This window comes from Bradyrhizobium sp. cir1, assembly GCF_014198245.1.
In the GTDB taxonomy this organism is placed as follows: Bacteria; Pseudomonadota; Alphaproteobacteria; order Rhizobiales; family Xanthobacteraceae; genus Bradyrhizobium.
Map to the genome: position 1 here is coordinate 25,337 of NZ_JACIHE010000042.1, position 17,993 is coordinate 43,329.

Here is a 17,993-nt window from a genome sequence, read left to right on the forward strand (position 1 = left end):
TCCACCCCTTTAGACCTCGATATTTTCCAGCCGGACCGGGAGCTTGCGGATGCGCTGACCGGTGGCGTGATAGAGCGCATTGCAGATCGCCGCATTGGTGCCGACATTGGCGAGCTCGCCCAGGCCCTTCGCGCCTGCGGGGTTGATGTGATCGTCCTGCTCGGAGAGCAGGATCACCTCGACGCCTGCTACGTCCGCATTCACGGGCACGAGATAATCGGCAAAATTGTCGTTGACGTAGCGCGCATTGCGCTCGTCGATCTCGGTGGCCTCGAGCAGTGCCGACGACATGCCCCAGATCAGGCCGCCCATCAGCTGGCTGCGCGCCGTGCGCGGGTTCATGATGCGGCCGGCCGCGAACGCACCGACGAGGCGAGGGCAGCGGATCTCGTGCGTGAAGCGGTTGACCCTGACCTCGACGAATTCGGCACCGAATGCGTAGGCGATCTTGTCCTTCATCTGATGGCCGCCGACGAGCCGGACGTGCCCGCTGTGCATGGCCCGGAACGAATCCAGCGGCGCGCCCTCCGGCTTCCACTCGCCATATTCCTCGACCACGCCGACGCCGAGCGCATCGAACGCCTTCTCAAGATCGAGCGGACGATCGCTCTTCGCTGCCTGCGTGCTCGGCGCCTTGCTGATGCCGACGGTCTCCTTGGCCTTCTCCGTGAGGCTGTCGCTCGGCATCACGGCCTTGAACAGGCGCTGACGAATCTGGTCGCACACCATCATCACCGCCGAGCAGGTGCTGGCGGTCGAGTTCGAACCGCCGGCAACCGGCGCTGGCGGCAGATCGCTGTCGCCGATGAAGACCGCGACCTTCTCCAGGGGCACGCCGAGCCGCTCGGCCGCGGTCTGCGCGATGACCGTATAGGCGCCGGTGCCGATCTCATGGCCGGCGATCTCGACGCGGGTGCGGCTGTCACGCTGCAGGCGCACACGTGCGGCTGCCGGCCCCATCTGTGTCGGGTAGCAGGTGGCCGCGCAGCCATAGCCGATCAGCCAGTCGCCCTCCGCCATCGATTTCGGCTGCGGCGATCGCTGCGCCCATCCAAAGGCTTTGGCTGCTTCGTCGAAGCATGCCATCAGCGATCGCGACGTATAGGGCTTGCCGCCGATCGGCTCGGTGGTGGTGTCATTGATGCGGCGGAGCTCGACCGGGTCCATGTCGAGCTTCACGGCGAGCTCGTCCATCGCACTTTCCAGCGCGAACAGATACGGCACCTCCGGCGGCGAGCGCATGAAGCCCGGCGTATTGCGGTCGGCGCGCACGATCGACACCAGGCTGTCGACATTCGGGCAGGCATAGAGCCGCGTCGTCGTCTTAGTGCCGCCGACACAATAGGCGTCCGGCCGCGAGGAGACTTCGGCGCCCTCGTGCCTGAGCGCCACCAGCTTGCCGTCGCGGCTGGCGCCGAGCTTGATCTCGTGGCGCGTCTCGGCGCGGTAAGTCGTGATGGTAAAGCCCTGGTCGCGGGTCGGCACCAGCTTGATCGGCCGGTTCAAGCGTTTTGCGATCGCGGCAATGATCGCGGTGCGCGGCGTCATCGAGCCGCGCGAGCCGAAGCCGCCGCCGACATAGGGATTGACCACGCGCACCTTGTCAGCATCGATTCCGAGCTGCTCGGCGACGCCGTTCTTCAGGCCGTGGACGTACTGGCTGGGCTCGTAGATGACGAGATCGTCGCCGATCCAGGCGCAGCTCGTCGAGAACAGCTCCATCGGATTGTGGTGCTGCGTCGGCGTATCGTAGGAGACGGTGAGCTGTATCTCGGCCGCCTCGAACGCCCCAGCGAAATCGCCGACCTTCGGGTCTTCCTTGAACTGCGAATTCTGTCCCTTCGCGGCGGCTGTCGTCGTTCCCGGCGAGTCGAAGGTCGCGCTGGGTGCAGCGACCGTATAGCCTACCTTGACGCGGTTGGCCGCCTCGCGCGCGGCCTCGTAGCTTTCGGCGATGACGACTGCGATGATCTGGCCGTCATGGGCGATGTCGGGCGACTTCAGGGGCTGGATCGTGGTGCCGGCATAGCCGCCATTGCTGAACAGTTTTGACTCTTTCAGCTTCGGCGCATTCTGGTGCGTGACGATGTCGATCACGCCGCGGACGGCCCTGGCGTCATCGAAATCGAAATTGTCGACGCGGCCCTTGGAAATCGCGCTGGTGACGAGAAACGCATAGGCCGGATTGGCCAGCGGCATGTCGGACGCGTAGGTCGCCCGCCCCGTGACCTTCGAGACCGCGTCATAGCGCGGCACGGGCCGGCCCATATTCGCCTTCGCCTCGGGAGCTGCAGCGGTCATGGTCAGATCTCCATCGTTACGGCCTGCTGGAGCGCGCGAGCCACCACGCACTTGCCGAGCGCGATCTTGAAGCTGTTGTGGCGGCGGCCGCGAGCATCCGCAAAAGCGGCATCGGCAGCCCGCTGCGCCAGGCCGTCATCGAATTTCTGTCCCTTCAGCAGCGCCTCCGCCTCGCGGGCGCGCCAGGGGATCGTGGCAACACCGCCGAGCGCGACCCGCGCATCCCGGATCGTGCCATCCTGCACGTCGAGCGCGATCGCAGCCGACGACAAGGCGAATTCGTAGGACTGCCGGTCCCGCGCCTTGAGGTAGACCGACCGCGGCCAGCGGCCGGAGACAGTAAAGGCCGAGATCAACTCGCCCGGCTGAAGCGTGGTCTCGATATCAGGCGAATTGCCCGGCGCCTTGTGCAGTTCTGCGAAGGGCAGGCTGCGGCTGCCGGACCTGCCGGTGATCTCGACCGTCGCATCCAGCGCGATCAGCGCCTGGGCAAAATCGCCGGGATAGGTCGCGATGCACTGGTCGGAGACGCCGAGCACCGCATGCATGCGGTTGACGCCATCCATCGCTGCGCAACCCGAGCCCGGATTGCGCTTGTTGCAGTTCTCGTAGGAGACATCGCGAAAATAGCTGCAGCGCGTCCGCTGCATCACGTTGCCGCCGAGCGTTGCCATGTTGCGCAGCTGGGCGCTGGCGGCGAGCTTCAGGGAATTGGCGATGACAGGATAGTTGCGCTGGATCTCGTCATGCGCGGCGACGTCGGACATTCTTGCGAGCGCACCGAGCCGCAAATTGTCTCTTCCGGGCTCGATCGCCGACCAGCCTCGCGCGAGCGGATTGATGTCGACGATCGCAGTCGGGCGCATCACGTCGAGCTTCATCAAGTCGATCAGCGTGGTGCCGCCGGCAAGCGGCTGCGCGCTGGCATGGGTCAGCGGATTGTTGGCCGCGGCAGCAGCGCTGAGCGCCTGCACCGCCATGTCAGGGTCTGTCGCCCGCTGATACAGGAAGGGTCGCATGCGCCTAGCCTTTCATGATCTCGGGCGCAGCCTGCTTCACGGCCGCAACGATGTTGGGATAGGCGGCGCAGCGGCAGATGTTCCCGCTCATATATTCGCGGATGTCGGCCTCGGAGCCCGCATGGCCCTCCCTCACGCAAGCGACCGCCGACATGATCTGGCCCGGCGTGCAATAGCCGCATTGGAACGCATCGTTGTCGACGAAAGCCTGCTGCATCGGATGCAGACGATCGTCGGTGGCGAGGCCTTCGATCGTCGTGATCTCCTGCCCTTCGGCTGCGAGCGCGAGCGTCAGGCACGACACCACGCGGCGGTCACCGATCAGCACCGTGCAGGCACCGCACTGGCCGTGATCGCAGCCTTTCTTGCTGCCGGTAAGGCCCATATGCTCGCGCAGCGCATCGAGCACGGTGGTGCGCGCATCGATGCGCAGGCGCCGATCCTTGCCGTTCACATGCAGGGTGACGTCGACCGGCATTGATGGATCCTGCGCGGCCGGTGCGCGTGGGTCCTGCGCGGCCGCGCGCGCCGTAATCGGAACAAGCGCGCTGCCGGCAGCACCGGCCATGAAGGAGCGTCGGTCGAAGCCAGATGGTCTGGAACTCGAGTTGTCGGGCATGAACGGCCTCCGCCGCTTTCGAATCAAGCAGCGCACACCTGCGCCGCTCCGCCCTTAACTTGGAGCCGTGAGTCCCGTTCCGAATGAGAAAGGGCGGCGCAGCAGATGCCGCGCCGCCCTTCGTCAACTTTTCCTGATCGTCCGCGAGGAACCTGTCTCGCAGCCTCGATCAATAACCCAGTGCGCAGCCGTCCTTGCGCGGATCGGAACCACCGGTGAGCGTGCCCTTGTCCCAGTCGATCCAGATCGCCTGGGCGCCGCCGAGAGGGCCGACCACGCTGGTGGTCTTGTGGCCGATCTTCTTCAGGCCGTCGACGATGGCGGCGGGAACGCTGTCCTCGAGCTGATACTGGCCCTCGTAATGCAGGCCGCGCGGCATGTCGATCGCCTCCTGCACATCGCAGCCGTAGTCGAGGATGTTGGTCAGCAGATGAGTCTGGCCGGTCGGCTGGTACTGGCCGCCCATCACCGCGAACGACATCGTGGAACGGCCGCCCTTGGTGAGCAGGCCCGGCATGATCGTGTGCAGCGGGCGCTTGCCCCCTTCGATGCAGTTGGGATGGCCGGGCTGGATGCGGAAGCCGCCGGCGCGGTTCTGGAACAAGACGCCGGTCTTGTTCGAGACAATCGCCGAGCCGAAGGAATGCGCGACCGAATTGATGAACGAGCAGACGTTGCGGTCCTTGTCCACCACCGTGATGTAGATGGTCGAGGGATTCATCGGCGGCGCGACATTTGGCAGGTCGAGCATGCCGTCCATGCGGATCTTGCTGATGTACTCGTCGGCAAAGCCCTTCTCGAGCATCTCGGCGACGTTGATTTTCATGTGGTCAGGAGAGGCGACGTGCATCTCGCGATTCATGTAGGCGATGCGCGCGGCTTCCGCCTCGAGATGGAAGCGCTCGACGCTCACGGGCGCGTATTTGGTCAGGTCGAAGCGCGACAGGATGTTGAGCATCAGCAGCATGGTGACGCCCGGGCCGTTCGGCGGGCACTGCCAGACGTCGTGGCCCTTGTACGTGGTGCCGATCGGCGTGGTCACTTCGGTGGTGTGCGCGGCGAAATCGTCGAGCGTGTGCAGGCCGCCGATGCCGCGCAGGGTCTCGACCATGTCCTCCGCGATCTCGCCCTTGTAGAAGGCGTCGCGGCCGTCCTTGGCGATCGCGCGCAGCGTCTTGCCGAGCTCGACCTGGCGGATGACATCGCCAGCCACCGGCGGCTTGCCGCCCGACAGCAGGTAGCGCACGGTGTTGGTGCCATTCTTCAGCTTCTCGAACTGGTTCTTCCAGTCGAAGGCGATACGCGGGGCGACGACATAGCCTTCCTCGGCCGCCTTGATCGCGGGCTGGAGCAGGCGGTCGAAGCCGAACTTGCCGTGATCGCGCAGCACGGTCGCGAAGGCGTCGATCACGCCGGGGATCGAGACCGCATGCGCCGAGGTCAGCGGCACGGAGTTGATTTTGCGCTCGAGGTACCAGTCGGCGTTCGCCGCCTTCGGGGCGCGGCCGGAGCCGTTATAGGCGATGATCTTGCCTTCGCCGCGCGGCTGGATCAGCGCGAAACAGTCGCCGCCGATACCGGTCGATTGCGGCTCGATCACGCCGAGCAGGGCCGAGCCGGCGACGGCGGCGTCTACCGCGGTGCCGCCCTCGCGCAGCACCTCGATCGCGGCCAGCGAGGCCTGCGGATGCGAGGTCGCAACCATCGCGTTGGTGGCGTGAACCGTGGACCTGCCGGGGAAATGGAAGTTTCTCATCGAATTGTTGCTCTCGTTAGGCGTTCTTGAGGCTTTCTTGGCCGTGGCTGCGCGCGCCGCGCCGTCTCGGAAAAACCGGGTCTACATGACACATTCCGGTCGGTCGGGGCAATGCTGGCATACCAGGGAAATGGCTGCCATCCGCTGAGCGTATAGAGCTTTTGCAGGCGCTCGCGATGCGGGTTTTCCGGGCGCCGGCCGCCTGCTAAACGAGCGGCCATGACGTCCAGGAATATGGCTTACAAGGTCTGCGCCTTCTATCAATTCGCCGCCCTGCCCGATTACCGCGAGCTGCGCGAGCCGCTGCGCGCGTTCTGCGCTGGCCTTGCGCTGAAAGGTAGCGTGCTACTGGCCGAGGAGGGCATCAACGGCACCATCGCGGGCGCGGCCGAGGCGATCGACACGTTCGCCCGCGAGCTCGCACACGGCGACCTATTCGGCGGCCGGCTGAACAATCTCGAATTGAAGTTCTCGACTGCGGAGGCGATGCCGTTCGGCCGGCTCAAGGTGCGGCTGAAGAAGGAGATCGTCACGCTGGGCGATGCGGCCGCCGATCCGACACGCCAGGTCGGCACCTATGTCGATGCGCGCGAATGGAACGCGCTGATCTCGGCCCCCGACACGCTGGTGCTCGACACCCGCAACGCCTTCGAGGTCGCGATGGGCACGTTCGAGGGCGCGGTCGATCCTGAGATCAGGAGCTTTGGCCAGTTCAAGGAGTTTGCCGCGCGAAGGCTCGATCCGGCAAAGCACCGCAGGATCGCGATGTTCTGCACCGGTGGCATCCGCTGCGAGAAGGCGAGCGCGCACCTGCTCGCCCGCGGCTTTGCCGAGGTCTATCACCTCAAGGGCGGCATCCTGAAATATCTGGAAGTGGTGCCGGAGGCGCAGAGCCGCTGGCGCGGCGAATGCTTTGTGTTCGACGAGCGCGTTGCGCTGGGCCACGGTTTGCGGGAACGGGACAAGGACGCGGGCACGTGACGAATGAGATCAAGACGCTGACCGAGCGCATCGACACGCTGGAGATGCGCATCGCCTATCAGGACGACACGATCGAGACGCTGAACCAGACCATCACCGCGCAGTGGAAGCAGATCGACATGCTGACGCGGAAGATCGCAGAGCTCGGCGAGCGACTGCAGGAGGCCGAGACCCATGCGCCGGGACCTGCCAACGAGCGCCCGCCGCATTATTGAACGATATTGGCGACCGGACGGGTGTTACTGTCCGGACGCCTTCGGCAGCAGGTTCATGACCTCCCCCGACATCATCAGGCGGTCGCGGCCGGCATCCTTGGCGGCGTAGAGCGCGCGATCGGCGGCCTCCACCAGCGAGGCGACTCCTGCGGTACGCTCGAACGTCGGCCGGCAGGCCGCACCACCCAGTGAAGCACTCACGCGTCCCGAAATCGGGCTCGAGGCGTGGACGAGGCCCGCCCGGTGAATCGCCTCGCGGATCCGTTCGCCGATCCGGGCACAGCCGGCGGCATCGGTATTCGGCAGAAGCATGGCGAACTCCTCGCCGCCATAGCGCGCCGCCAGATCACCGGCGCGCTGCATCTCGGCCGCGAGAATCCTGGCAATCACGCGCAGGCAGGCGTCGCCCGCGGGATGGCCGTATTCGTCGTTGTAGGCCTTGAAGTGGTCGACGTCGATCATCAGCAAAGAAAGGCTGGAGCGGTCGCGATAGGCCCGCGCCCATTCCTCCTTCAGCCGCTCGTCGAAGCGGCGGCGGTTGGCAAGCCCGGTGAGGCTGTCCTCGATCGCAAGGGTCTCGAGCCGGGTTTCGAGCTGCTTGTGCTCGGTGATGTCGCGCGAGATCGCGACCACGCCATCGACACGGCCGTCGTCCTTGCGCGTCACCCGCATCGTCGATTCAAGCCAGACCTCGCCCTTCTGCCGGTGCGAGTTGCGGTAGGTGACGCGCGCCTCCTCCTTCTCGCCGCGCTTCATGGCGTCGACCAGGGCCTGGACCTGCGGCAGGTCGTCGGCATGAATGCCGGCGAGCGCAGGCGTTCCGATCAGTTGGTTGGCCCGCCAGCCGACGACGCGGACCGACGAGGGCGAGACGTAGCGCAGCCGCTCGTCGAGCCCGATCCGGGTCACCATGTCGCTGGAGCCTTCGGCGAGCAGGCGGAAATGCGCTTCCTTCTCGATCAGGGCGGCCGCCATGCGCTGTCCGCGATGCAATTGCCGCACCAGCACCGCGCCGATGATCGCGATCAGCAAGACCAGCGCAAGCACGTAGAGCATGCGGGAAACTGCGGCGGCCCGCCAGGGCGCCAGCAGTGCGTCCTTGTCGACGGTGGCGAGCAGGAAGAACGGGTAGCGGCCAGAGCGCTTGAAGAAGCTGACGCGTTCGGCGCCGTCCAGCGGCGACTTGAAGTGATAGGCGCCGCTCGGCCGTTGCAGGCTCGGGTTGCGAAACAACGGCTTGTCGGCGACGCTGCGTCCGACGAATTTCTCGTTGCTCGGGTAGCGTGCGACGATCAGGCCGTCGCCATGTGTCAGCGCAACGGAGCTGTTGCGGCCGATCTCGAACTGCTCGTAGAAGTGCGACAGATATCCGGAGCTGATGGTCGCGAGCACCGCGCCGCCGAAGCTGCCGTCCAGCTTGTTGAAGCGGCGCGACAGGGTGACGACCCATTCGCCATCGAGCAGGCTCTTCACGGGACGGCCGAGATGGGCCTCTCGTTTCGGGGAAAGCTGGTGCTGGCGGAAGAACGCGTCGTCGCTGAGCGTCGAGCCGATCGTGCCGGGCGAGGTCAGCCAGTTGCCCTGGTCGTCGATAATGGCGAAGCTGTGCACGCGCTCCGTCGCCTTCTTGCGCACCTCCATGAGGTTTCTGAGCTTGGCGATCGTGGCGGGGTCGGTGCCGTCCATCTCCAGCCGGCTGACGACGCCGACGACGCCGGAATCGAGCAGATCGAGGCTGTCCTCGGCATGCTGCGTCAGCGAGCGCGCAACGTTCGCCATCTCGGCTTCGGCGCCCCTGAGCACCGCGTCGCGCGCGGCCCATTCACGCCAGGCGCTGACGCCGAGGATGGTCGCGCAGGTCAGCACGACGAACGCCGCCGCACGCAGCGGCAGGCGGCTCCATCCGGCTCTTTGGGTAGCAGCGCTCATGCGGCAGAATTCTCCGATCGTTTCGGAAACTCTGCCGCTTCTCTTAGTGAACTCTGAAATCACTACCGGAATACGCGGCGATCTCCCCGGTTTCCAGTAGTCTTACGGACGCCGGGATCAGCGCATCGCTAACAAGACATTAGCAAGCCTATCGGAATCCGGCGCCTCTCGCCGCTAGCTGAAGATCGCCTTAACCTTGTCCCAGAGCGAAGGGCTATCTGCCTCCGCATCGGCCTTGGACGGCGTCGGCTGGGCCGCGCTGACGGGATCGGACGCGGGGAAGGTATCTTCCAGGCCGGTATCGAGCTTGCCGTGACGATCGGCGGCAAGCGCCTCACGCAGATCGTCGGCGTGCTTGTCGTGCGGGGCGGGATTGAATCTCTCAGCCATGATCTCCTCCTTTGGCTGGTCAACGCGACCCGATTGCGCTGGTTCCCCTGTTCCGCTGAGCGCCGGGGCGGTGTATCAGGAGCCATAACCTCGTTCAGGACCATTCGTGCCCCAGTCTGCGACAAAGCCCTTCATCGATGTGCTCTCCGGCCAGCGGCAGACCATCCCGCCCATGTGGATGATGCGACAGGCCGGCCGCTACCTGCCGGAATATCGCGAGGTGCGCGCCAAGGCGGGTGGCTTCCTCGATCTCTGCTTCAACCCGGAGCTTGCGGCCGAGGTGACGCTGCAGCCGATCCGCAGGTTCGGTTTCGACGCGGCGATCATCTTCTCCGACATTCTCGTGATCCCCTATGCGCTCGGCCGCTCGGTGCGCTTCGAGGTCGGTGAAGGTCCGCGGCTCGAGCCGCTCGACGATCCGGCAAAGGTCGCGACGCTGGCGCCGCGCGCCGATCTCGGCAAGCTTCAACCGGTGTTCGACGCCCTGAAGATCGTACGCAGCGCGCTCGATCCCAGGACCGCGCTGGTCGGCTTCTGCGGCGCGCCGTGGACGGTGGCGACCTACATGGTCGCGGGCCACGGCACGCCCGACCAGGCCCCTGCCCGGATGATGGCCTACCGGCATCCCGAGGCGTTCTCGAAAATGATCGACGTGCTGGTCGACAGCTCCATCCAGTATCTGCTTGCGCAGCTCGCCGCCGGCGCCGATGCCTTGCAGATATTCGACACCTGGGCCGGCGTGCTGCCGCCGACCGAATTCGTGCGATGGTCGGTCGAGCCGACGCGGCGGATCGTGGAGGGCGTGCGCGCGAAGGTGCCGGATGCGAAGATCATCGGCTTTCCACGCGGCGCCGGCGCACTGCTGCCCGCTTATGTCGAGGCGACCGGCGTCAACGCCGTCAGCATCGACTGGACCGCCGAGCCGGCCTTCATCCGCGAACGCGTGCAAAGCAAAGTCGCCGTGCAGGGCAATCTCGATCCACTGGTGCTGATCACCGGCGGCGCCGCGCTCGACCGCGCGGTGGACAACGTGCTGGCAAATTTCTCTGCCGGGCGGCTGATCTTCAATCTCGGCCACGGCATCCAGCCGGAGACGCCGATCGCCCATGTCGAGCAGATGATCAAGCGGGTGCGGGGCTGATTTTTTCCGCCTCTCAAGGGGCGGAAACAAAAGTGCGAAAACAACCCCATGCACAGTACAAATCATTGAAGAATTTCGTACGGCGCGATCATTCTCCTTTTCCGAAGAAGCTTTGACACGTCGGGCAAAACAGGCGCATAATGCCATCATCACCCGAGCGGCCGTTGCGCACAGAGTCTGGTGGGAGGGGAACGGACCTGTGTGGTCCCGTCAGGCGAGGAAATCGCTGCGATTCACCCGGCTGAGCGACGTTTCGAGCCGGAGATCGTCGCGCCTGATCTCTTCGACCGTCTCGAAGGTGAAACGGATGTGCTCGGCCGCCGCTGCTTCAGCCTCCTTGGTCTTGCCTGCGATCACCGCGTCCGCGAGCGCCAGATGTTGCTCCAGCAGCTGGTCGCGGACGCCCTCGCGCAAATAGAGCTGCGCGCGGCTGTAGAAAATGTTGTTGCGCAAAAGGTCGGCAAGCGCGCGCATGACGTGGAGTAACACCACGTTGTGGCTCGCCTCGTAGATCAGGAGATGAAGGTCCACATCGGCGTCACCCTCCTGGCTCGGATCTTCGAGCTTGTGGGCCTTTCGCATCCGATCGGCGCAATCCCGGATCGCCTGGCGGTCGAGATCGGTGCCACGCAGTGCGGCAAAGCGAGCGGCGTGCGCCTCCTGAATCCTGCGAAATTCGAAATAGTCGGCCGTGACACGCGGCTTGTCCTGCAACAGGGTAGCCAGCGGCCGCAGCAGCGGCGACAGGAACTGGGCGACGAACGTCCCCGAGCGGGTGGTGGCGAGCAGTCCGCGCTTTTCGAGGATTTGCAGCGCCTCGCGCAGTGAGGGTCGCGATATTTCCAGCTTCTCGGCGAGATCCCGCTCAGCCGCGAGCTTTTCTCCGGGCCGCAACACGCCCTCGAGGATCAGCTTCTCGATGTGATCGGCCATCGCTTCCGCGACTTTCGGGGTCCGGACGACGTTGCTCAAGATGGCACCTATCCCTTTGGCGGAACGCGCAGATTCGTATTGCGAGTATGGGGCTTTCGCGATCTCGGTCAAGCATGCTCCCCACCATCTATATCAGATGAGTAATATTTCCCAATTGACAGCTATGGTAAAACAATTTTACCAAACCGCCTCTAGGATAATATTTATGCCCAAGACCGTGGACCACCGCGGCGGCGGATGAGGACAACGCGAGGAGATTTTCGTGGCGTGGACCCAGGCTTACGACCCCTTCAACAATCCATGGCTTTCGACCGTCGCGGCGGCGCTGCCGGTCATCGTGCTGTTGAGCGCGATTGCGATCTTTGAGATCAAGGCGCATTGGGCGGCGGCCATTGGCCTCGTGACCGCCCTCGGCGTTGCCGTGTTCGCGTTCGGCATGCCGGCGGGCATGGCCGGAATGGCCGCGATCTACGGCGCGGGCTTCGGGCTTCTGCCGATCGGCTGGATCATCATCAACATCATCTTCCTCTATCAGCTTCTGAATGAGAAGGGCGAGTTCGCGGTGCTGCAACGCTCGGTCTCCTCGATCAGTGACGATCGCCGCCTGCAGCTGCTCTTCATCGCGTTTTCGCTGGGTGCGTTCTTCGAGGGCGCCGCAGGGTTCGGCACGCCGGTTGCGGTCACCGCCGCGATGCTGATCGGGCTCGGCTTTTCGCCGCTCGCCGCGTCCGGCCTGTCGCTGATCGCCAATACCGCGCCGGTCGCCTATGGCGCGCTCGGCACGCCCGTGATCGCGCTCAGCGCGGTGACGGGGCTCGATCTCCAGGAGCTGAGCGGGATGATCGGGCGGCAGCTGCCGTTCTTCTCGTTGCTCGTGCCGTTCTGGCTGATCTGGGCCTTCGTCGGCTTCCGCCGAATGCTCGAGATCTGGCCAGCGATTCTGGTGGCCGGTGTCTCGTTCGCCGTTCCGCAATATTTGGTCTCGAACTTCCATGGCCCGTGGCTGGTCGACGTGATTGCCGCGGTGGTCTCCATGGCAAGCCTCGCGCTGTTCCTGCGCGTCTGGCGGCCCGCGCACGCGATGAAGGAGATGCCGGCGCGCTATGGCGCCCCGCTATCGGACCAGGCTCCCGTCGGCAAGGCCACGAAGGCGGCTGTCGCCAAGGCATGGACGCCCTGGCTCATCTTCTCGGTCTTCGTCTTCGCCTGGGGCACGCCGCAGGTGAAGAGTTGGCTCGACGGCATCTGGGTCGCAAAGTTTCCCGTCCTCGGGCTGCACAACCTCGTGCAGAAGGCGCCGCCGGTCGTGGCCAAGCCTGTCGCAGAAGGCGCGGTTTACGTGCTCAATCTGCTCTCGGCGGCCGGCACCGGCATTCTCCTGTCAGCGATCATTTCGGGTCTGCTGGTCGGCTACGGTCCGTTCGGTCTGATCCGGATGTATGCGCGCACGCTCTATTTGACGCGCTATTCGCTCGCGACCATCGCCTGCATGCTGGCGCTCGGTTTCGTCACCCGCTACTCCGGCACGGATGCCACGCTCGGACTGGCCTTCGCCAAGACCGGGGCGCTCTATCCGTTCTTCGGCGCGCTGATCGGCTGGCTCGGCGTCGCGCTGACAGGGTCAGATACGTCCTCGAATGTGCTGTTCGGGGGACTCCAGCGCATCAGCGCCGAACAGATCGGCGTCAGCCCGGTGCTGATGGCGGCCGCCAACAGCTCCGGCGGCGTCATGGGCAAGATGATCGATGCGCAGAGCATCGTCGTCGCCTCCACGGCCACCAAATGGTACGGCCACGAGGGCACGATCCTGCGCTTCGTCTTCTTCCACAGCTTCGCGCTCGTCGTTCTCGTCGGCATCCTGGTGCTGGGCCAGGCCTATATCTGGCCGCTCAGGCTGCTCGTGCCCTGATCGGAGGCTGGCGAGATGCGCTTGTCACAGTGTCACAATTTTCACGACTTCCGGCGGCTGGCGCGTTGCCGGCTGCCCGGGCCGATCTTCGATTACATCGACGGTGGGGCGGACGATGAGGTCACCCACCGCCGCAACACCGCCAGCTTCGAGCGATGTGACCTCGTGCCCAATGTGCTGCGCGGCGTGCAAGAGGTCGACCTCTCGGTCACCGTCATGGGTCAGAAGCTTGCGCTGCCGTTCTATTGCTCGCCGACTGCCTTGCAGCGCCTGTTTCATCATCGGGGCGAGCGCGCCGTCGCTGCGGCCGCGGCGCGCTACGGCACCATGTTCGGCGTCTCCTCGCTCGGCACGGTCAGCCTCGAGGAGCTGCGCAAGGCCCATGATACGCCGCAGATCTATCAGTTCTATTTCCACAGGGATCGCGGCCTCAACCGTGCGATGATGCAGCGCGCCAAGGACGCTGGCGTCGAGGTGATGATGCTGACGGTCGACAGCATCACCGGTGGAAATCGCGAGCGCGACCTGCGGACGGGATTCAGCATTCCCTTCCGTCTGACGCTCGCCGGCATGCTCCAGTTCGTGATCAAGCCGCAATGGGGCATCCAGTATGTCACCCACGAGAGATTCAGGCTGCCGCAACTGGAGGAGCATGTCGACATGAGCGGTGGCGCGGTGTCGATCGGCCGCTATTTCACCGAGATGCTGGATCCATCGATGAATTGGGATGATGTCGCCGAGATGGTGCGAAGCTGGAACGGGCCGTTCTGTCTGAAGGGGATCATGTCCCCGGCCGATGCGCGCCGCGCGGTCGAAATCGGCTGCGCGGGGATCATCCTGTCGAACCATGGTGGTCGGCAGCTCGACGGTTCTCGTTCCGCCTTCGACCAACTCGCCGAAATCGTCGACGCCGTCGGCGATCGCATCGACGTGATGATGGATGGCGGCATCCAGCGCGGGAGCCACATCCTGAAGGCGCTCTCGCTCGGTGCCAAGGCTGTCGGCCTTGGGCGATCCTATCTCTATCCGCTGGCGGCGGCCGGCCAGCCGGGTGTCGAGCGGGCCCTCGGCCTGTTGCGGGCCGAGCTCGAGCGCGACATGAAGCTGATGGGATGCACCTCGCTCGGCCAACTCTCGCGCGCCAACCTGCGCTTCAAGTCGGCGGCGTGAAACGCCGGCGCGACGGCGCATCAATAGGAGGCGGTCATCAATTTGAGCGGCGCGCGCGGGACCTGACGGTTCGTCTCGGTGGCTGACAACTCCGAGCCTAGCGCGGCCGGCTGCGCTCGATGATCTCCGCCGCACCCTTGCCCAGCAGATCGAGACCGACCGCACGACCGAGCTCGCGCGGGCGGTTGGCCGGCCCCGTGCGCGAGGCTTCGATGATGGTGTTGCCGGAGAGGTCGAGCACGGATGCGGTGAGCGACATCTGATCGCCGGCGACGGTCGAGAAGCCCGCCACCGGCGAATTGCAGTGACCGTTGAGCACCCACAGTACCTCGCGCTCGGCATCGGCCGAGGCGTGCGCCGAGGGATCATCGATCGATGACAGTATCTGCCGCGTCTGCCAGTCCTGCGCGGCGCATTCGACGGCGACGATGCCCTGCCCTGCTGCCGGCAGCATCTCCGCCGGCGTGAATTCGTAGGCGATACGATCAGCCAGACCGACGCGATCGAGGCCGGAGCGCGCCATGATCAGCGCATCCGCCGGGCCCACGGCGCCGCCATCCGGCAAGCGCTGCTTCTCGCCATTGTCGAGCTTGCGCACGCGGGTGTCGGCGGCGCCACGGAAGTGGATCACTTCGACATCGGGAAACAACCGCCGCGCATAGGCGGCTCGGCGCACCGCGTTGGTGCCGATCTTGAAACCCTTGCCGCGCGACTGGCGCAGCGCCTCCAGGGTCACGCCGTCGCGCAGCACGAGCGCATCACTGGGCGGATCGCGCGACAGCGTGGCGCCGATCACGAGGCCCGGCGTGTCCTCGTTGCCCGGCATGTCCTTGAGCGAATGCATTGCCGCCTGGAGCTCGCCCGACAGCACGGCGGCACGGATCTGCGCCACGAAGGCGCCGCCCTTGCCGCCATGCGGCAAGAGCTTGCTGGTCTGGTCGAGGTCGCCCGTGGTGTCGAACTTGACGATCTCGACATCGAGACCGGGCACGGCGGCGGTCAGGCGGCGGGCAATCTCTTCCGTCTGCGCCAGCGCCATCGCGCTCTTGCGGGTGCCGATCTTGAATCGCGTAGCCAAGTCCAAGTCCTTTCGAGAGGCGCGTTGTTATCTTTGAGCATGATCTTATCGGAAAACCGGTTCCCACTTTTCCGGATCATGCTCTACCGCGCATCCTCCAATATCATGTCCGAGGCCTTTTCGGCGATCATGATGATCGGCGCGTTGGTGTTCCCCGAGACGAGGTCCGGCATGACCGAGCCGTCAACGACGCGAAGGCCGTCGAGCCCCCTCACCTTCAATCGCTGGTCCACCACCGCGAGCGCGTCGTTGCCCATACGACAGGTCGAGGTCGGATGGTAGATGGTGCTGCCGCGCTCGCGGCAATAATCCAGCATCTCGGCGTCCGTGGATACCTTCGCCCCGGGATCGTACTCGCCGACCACGAACGGCTTCAGCGCCGGCGCGTTCAATATCTTGCGCAGGATCTTCAGGCCCTCGACGTTGGTGGTGCGGTCGGTCTCGGTCGACATGTAGTTGATGCGGATCTCCGGCGGCACGGTCGGGTCGGCGCTCCTGATGCGCAGGGAGCCGCGGCTCTCGGGACGGAGCTGGCAGACCGAGGCGGTGAAGCCGGAAAAATCGTGCAGCTTCTCGCCCATCTTGTCGGTCGAGAACGGCAGGAAGTGAACCTGGATGTCGGGCGAGGCAAGCCGCGGACTGGTCTTGAAGAATGCGCCCGCCGTGCCGGCCGCAATCGTCAGCCAGCCCTTGCGGAACAGCGCATAGCGCGCGCCGGCCATGGTGCGGCGGAGCGGATTGTTGACGGTGTCGTTCAAGGTGATTTTCTGCGAGCAGCGCATCACGATGCGGACTTGCATGTGGTCCTGGAGGTCGTGGCCGACGCCCGGCGCGTCCAGCAGCACATCGATGCCGTACTTGCGCAGGAGATCGCCGGGGCCGACGCCGGAGAGCTGGAGCAGCTGCGGCGAGTTGTAGGCACCGCTCGACAGCACGATCTCCCTTCGCGCCCGCGCGCGACGCACGGTCGCGCCTTGCCGGTACTCGATGCCGACGGCGCGGCGGCCCTCGAACAGCACGCGCTGGCCGAGCGCCTCAGTCTCGATCTTGAGATTGCTGCGCGTCTTCGCGGGGCCGAGATAGGCGACCGATGTCGAGGCGCGCCGGCCATTGTGCGTCGTGGTCTGGAACAGGCCGACGCCTTCCTGCGTCGCGCCGTTGAAATCGGGATTGTAGGGCAGACCGGTCTCGACCGCGGCGTCGATGAAGGCTTTCGACAGCGGATCGGTCACGATCATGTTGGAGACCGGCAGCGGCCCACCCGTGCCGTGATACTGATCCGCACCGCGCGACTGGTTCTCGGCCTTCTTGAAGTAAGGCAGCACGTCGTCATAGCCCCAGCCGGTGTTGCCGAGCTGGCGCCAGCGGTCGTAGTCCTCGTGCTGGCCGCGGACATAGAGCAGGCCGTTGATCGAGCTGGAACCGCCCAGCGTCTTGCCGCGCGGCTGGAATACCTGACGGCCCTTCAGCTCGGGCTCAGGCTCGGTCTGGTACATCCAGTTGACCGTCTTCTCCTTGAACAGCTTTCCGTAGCCGAGCGGGACATGGATCCAGATGTTGGAATCCTTCGGGCCGGCCTCGAGCAGGAGCACACTGTGCTTGCCGTTCGCCGACAGACGGTTGGCGAGCACGCAGCCGGCGGAGCCGGCGCCGACGATGATGTAGTCGAATTCCGGATCGGACGGTGCGAGAGAGGAATTTGCGTTCATGCGCTACTGTTCTTCTTGTTGGTGAGGACGTTTCCGTTCGTGGCTTAGCACGATCATGGCTTGACGCGCAGCGCCTCGACCAGCGACCTGAACGCACGGGCATATTCCGCACCCGCCCTTGCGATATCGGCGCGTCCGGCGCAGGCGACAGCAGCTTCGGTCACCGCGCCGAGCAGCAGCCGCGCCAAGGGCTCGACCGGCTGCCGTGCGATCAGGCCGGCCTCCATCGCTGCGGACAGCGCACGCGGCATCTTGCCGCCAAAATGCTGCGCGTCGATCTCGCGCCAGCGCTCCCAGCCGAGCACGGCGGGACCGTCGCGCAGGATAATCTGGCCGGTCGGCCCCTTGGCGGTCGCGGCGAAATAGTGCTGGGTGCCGGCGACCATCGCGGCGAGCACGTCCTTCTCCGCCCGCGCGGTGCGGTCGATCTCGACGACGAGATCGCGCGAGACCTGGTCGAACACGGCTTCGAACACCGCCTCCTTGGTCTTGAAGTGATGATAGACCGCGCCCTTGGCGACGGAAGCGCCTTCCGCGATCTCGTCCATGGTGGTGGCGGCAAAGCCTTGCGTCCCGAACAGCCGGCGCGCCGCCGTCAGGATCGCCTCCGATGTCGCCGCCCGCCGCTCCGCCTGTTTCGCCATGAATCCCATCTAATCGAATTCGTGACAGGCGGCCAGTCAGTGGTTGAACGCGGTGCGCCGCGCTGACGCTACACCCTCTCCCCTTGTGGGAGAGGGTGGCTCGCCTGTCCAGACCGGATAGAGAGGTAACACAGTAGACCGGATGGATGGGTGACAGTTCTCTGTCGGCTGGGAGGACCAGCCGATGCCTTGGCGAGAG

At 65.2% G+C, this 17,993-nt stretch carries 15 protein-coding genes; 5 read left to right on the plus strand and 10 right to left on the minus strand.

The annotated features are described in order from the left end of the window. Window positions 1-9: 9 nt before the first annotated feature. The 4 genes from GGD63_RS38355 to ggt all read right to left on the minus strand — a co-directional run bounded on the left by GGD63_RS38355 (window position 10) and on the right by ggt (window position 5,695). Window positions 10-2,301, minus strand: coding sequence for a xanthine dehydrogenase family protein molybdopterin-binding subunit (locus GGD63_RS38355; RefSeq protein ID WP_183250310.1), 2,292 nt, complete (start codon window positions 2,299-2,301; stop codon window positions 10-12). Between the two features lie 2 nt (window positions 2,302-2,303). Continuing rightward, entirely contained in the window at window positions 2,304-3,320 is a 1,017-nt protein-coding gene (locus GGD63_RS38360) for a xanthine dehydrogenase family protein subunit M (protein ID WP_183250311.1), read from the minus strand. Between the two features lie 4 nt (window positions 3,321-3,324). Further along, window positions 3,325-3,888 (minus strand): (2Fe-2S)-binding protein, encoded by a 564-nt coding sequence (locus GGD63_RS38365; RefSeq protein ID WP_409334115.1) that lies wholly within the window; start codon window positions 3,886-3,888, stop codon window positions 3,325-3,327. A 220-nt stretch (window positions 3,889-4,108) separates the two neighbouring features. Further along, entirely contained in the window at window positions 4,109-5,695 is a 1,587-nt protein-coding gene (ggt, locus tag GGD63_RS38370) for a gamma-glutamyltransferase (RefSeq protein WP_183250315.1), read from the minus strand. A gap of 234 nt (window positions 5,696-5,929) precedes the next feature. Here ggt and GGD63_RS38375 point away from each other — a divergent pair, with 234 nt between their 5' ends. Together GGD63_RS38375 and GGD63_RS38380 are read left to right on the plus strand one after the other, a co-directional pair. Beyond that, the gene (locus tag GGD63_RS38375) at window positions 5,930-6,676 is read left to right on the plus strand and encodes a rhodanese-related sulfurtransferase (RefSeq protein ID WP_183250336.1); all 747 of its coding nucleotides are present in this window, start codon (window positions 5,930-5,932) and stop codon (window positions 6,674-6,676) included. Then, complete coding sequence (locus tag GGD63_RS38380; RefSeq protein ID WP_183250317.1) at window positions 6,673-6,891, plus strand: SlyX family protein; 219 nt, start codon at window positions 6,673-6,675, stop codon at window positions 6,889-6,891. Before GGD63_RS38375 ends, GGD63_RS38380 begins: the two co-directional genes overlap by 4 nt. Window positions 6,892-6,915: 24 nt before the next feature. On the opposite strand, the gene GGD63_RS38385 is transcribed toward GGD63_RS38380, so the two are convergent. Together GGD63_RS38385 and GGD63_RS38390 are read right to left on the minus strand one after the other, a co-directional pair. Beyond that, complete coding sequence (locus GGD63_RS38385) at window positions 6,916-8,820, minus strand: diguanylate cyclase (protein WP_183250319.1); 1,905 nt, start codon at window positions 8,818-8,820, stop codon at window positions 6,916-6,918. A gap of 174 nt (window positions 8,821-8,994) precedes the next feature. Beyond that, window positions 8,995-9,210, minus strand: coding sequence for a hypothetical protein (locus GGD63_RS38390; protein ID WP_183250322.1), 216 nt, complete (start codon window positions 9,208-9,210; stop codon window positions 8,995-8,997). A gap of 106 nt (window positions 9,211-9,316) precedes the next feature. On the opposite strand from GGD63_RS38390, the gene hemE reads away from it, so the two are divergent. Beyond that, the gene (gene hemE / locus GGD63_RS38395; protein WP_183250323.1) at window positions 9,317-10,351 is read left to right on the plus strand and encodes a uroporphyrinogen decarboxylase; all 1,035 of its coding nucleotides are present in this window, start codon (window positions 9,317-9,319) and stop codon (window positions 10,349-10,351) included. A 210-nt stretch (window positions 10,352-10,561) separates the two neighbouring features. Here the strand turns inward: hemE and GGD63_RS38400 are convergent, their stop codons facing one another. Next, window positions 10,562-11,323: an FCD domain-containing protein gene (locus tag GGD63_RS38400; RefSeq protein ID WP_246785817.1), complete on the minus strand. Its 762-nt coding sequence runs from the start codon at window positions 11,321-11,323 to the stop codon at window positions 10,562-10,564. A 223-nt stretch (window positions 11,324-11,546) separates the two neighbouring features. On the opposite strand from GGD63_RS38400, the gene GGD63_RS38405 reads away from it, so the two are divergent. Beyond that, window positions 11,547-13,193, plus strand: a complete 1,647-nt coding sequence (locus GGD63_RS38405) for an L-lactate permease (protein ID WP_183250325.1) — start codon at window positions 11,547-11,549, stop codon at window positions 13,191-13,193. Window positions 13,194-13,208: 15 nt separating this feature from the next. Continuing rightward, entirely contained in the window at window positions 13,209-14,363 is a 1,155-nt protein-coding gene (locus GGD63_RS38410) for an alpha-hydroxy acid oxidase (protein WP_183250327.1), read from the plus strand. Between the two features lie 97 nt (window positions 14,364-14,460). On the opposite strand, the gene hemC is transcribed toward GGD63_RS38410, so the two are convergent. From hemC to GGD63_RS38425, 3 genes are all read right to left on the minus strand, one after another. Next, entirely contained in the window at window positions 14,461-15,441 is a 981-nt protein-coding gene (gene hemC, locus GGD63_RS38415; RefSeq protein ID WP_183250329.1) for a hydroxymethylbilane synthase, read from the minus strand. Between the two features lie 83 nt (window positions 15,442-15,524). Next, complete coding sequence (locus tag GGD63_RS38420; protein WP_183250331.1) at window positions 15,525-17,150, minus strand: GMC family oxidoreductase; 1,626 nt, start codon at window positions 17,148-17,150, stop codon at window positions 15,525-15,527. Between the two features lie 53 nt (window positions 17,151-17,203). Further along, the gene (locus GGD63_RS38425; protein WP_183250333.1) at window positions 17,204-17,794 is read right to left on the minus strand and encodes a TetR/AcrR family transcriptional regulator; all 591 of its coding nucleotides are present in this window, start codon (window positions 17,792-17,794) and stop codon (window positions 17,204-17,206) included. Window positions 17,795-17,993: the final 199 nt, after the last annotated feature.

Coding starts and splice junctions, on each gene's coding strand:
- GGD63_RS38390 (WP_183250322.1), bottom strand. CDS start 9,210: ATGGCTGAGAGATTCAATCCCGCCCCGCACGACAAGCACGCCGACGAT.
- GGD63_RS38425 (WP_183250333.1), bottom strand. CDS start 17,794: ATGGCGAAACAGGCGGAGCGGCGGGCGGCGACATCGGAGGCGATCCTG.
- GGD63_RS38410 (WP_183250327.1), top strand. CDS start 13,209: ATGCGCTTGTCACAGTGTCACAATTTTCACGACTTCCGGCGGCTGGCG.
- GGD63_RS38375 (WP_183250336.1), top strand. CDS start 5,930: ATGGCTTACAAGGTCTGCGCCTTCTATCAATTCGCCGCCCTGCCCGAT.
- GGD63_RS38365 (WP_409334115.1), bottom strand. CDS start 3,888: ATGGCCGGTGCTGCCGGCAGCGCGCTTGTTCCGATTACGGCGCGCGCG.
- GGD63_RS38385 (WP_183250319.1), bottom strand. CDS start 8,820: ATGAGCGCTGCTACCCAAAGAGCCGGATGGAGCCGCCTGCCGCTGCGT.
- GGD63_RS38360 (WP_183250311.1), bottom strand. CDS start 3,320: ATGCGACCCTTCCTGTATCAGCGGGCGACAGACCCTGACATGGCGGTG.
- ggt (WP_183250315.1), bottom strand. CDS start 5,695: ATGAGAAACTTCCATTTCCCCGGCAGGTCCACGGTTCACGCCACCAAC.
- GGD63_RS38420 (WP_183250331.1), bottom strand. CDS start 17,150: ATGAACGCAAATTCCTCTCTCGCACCGTCCGATCCGGAATTCGACTAC.
- GGD63_RS38355 (WP_183250310.1), bottom strand. CDS start 2,301: ATGACCGCTGCAGCTCCCGAGGCGAAGGCGAATATGGGCCGGCCCGTG.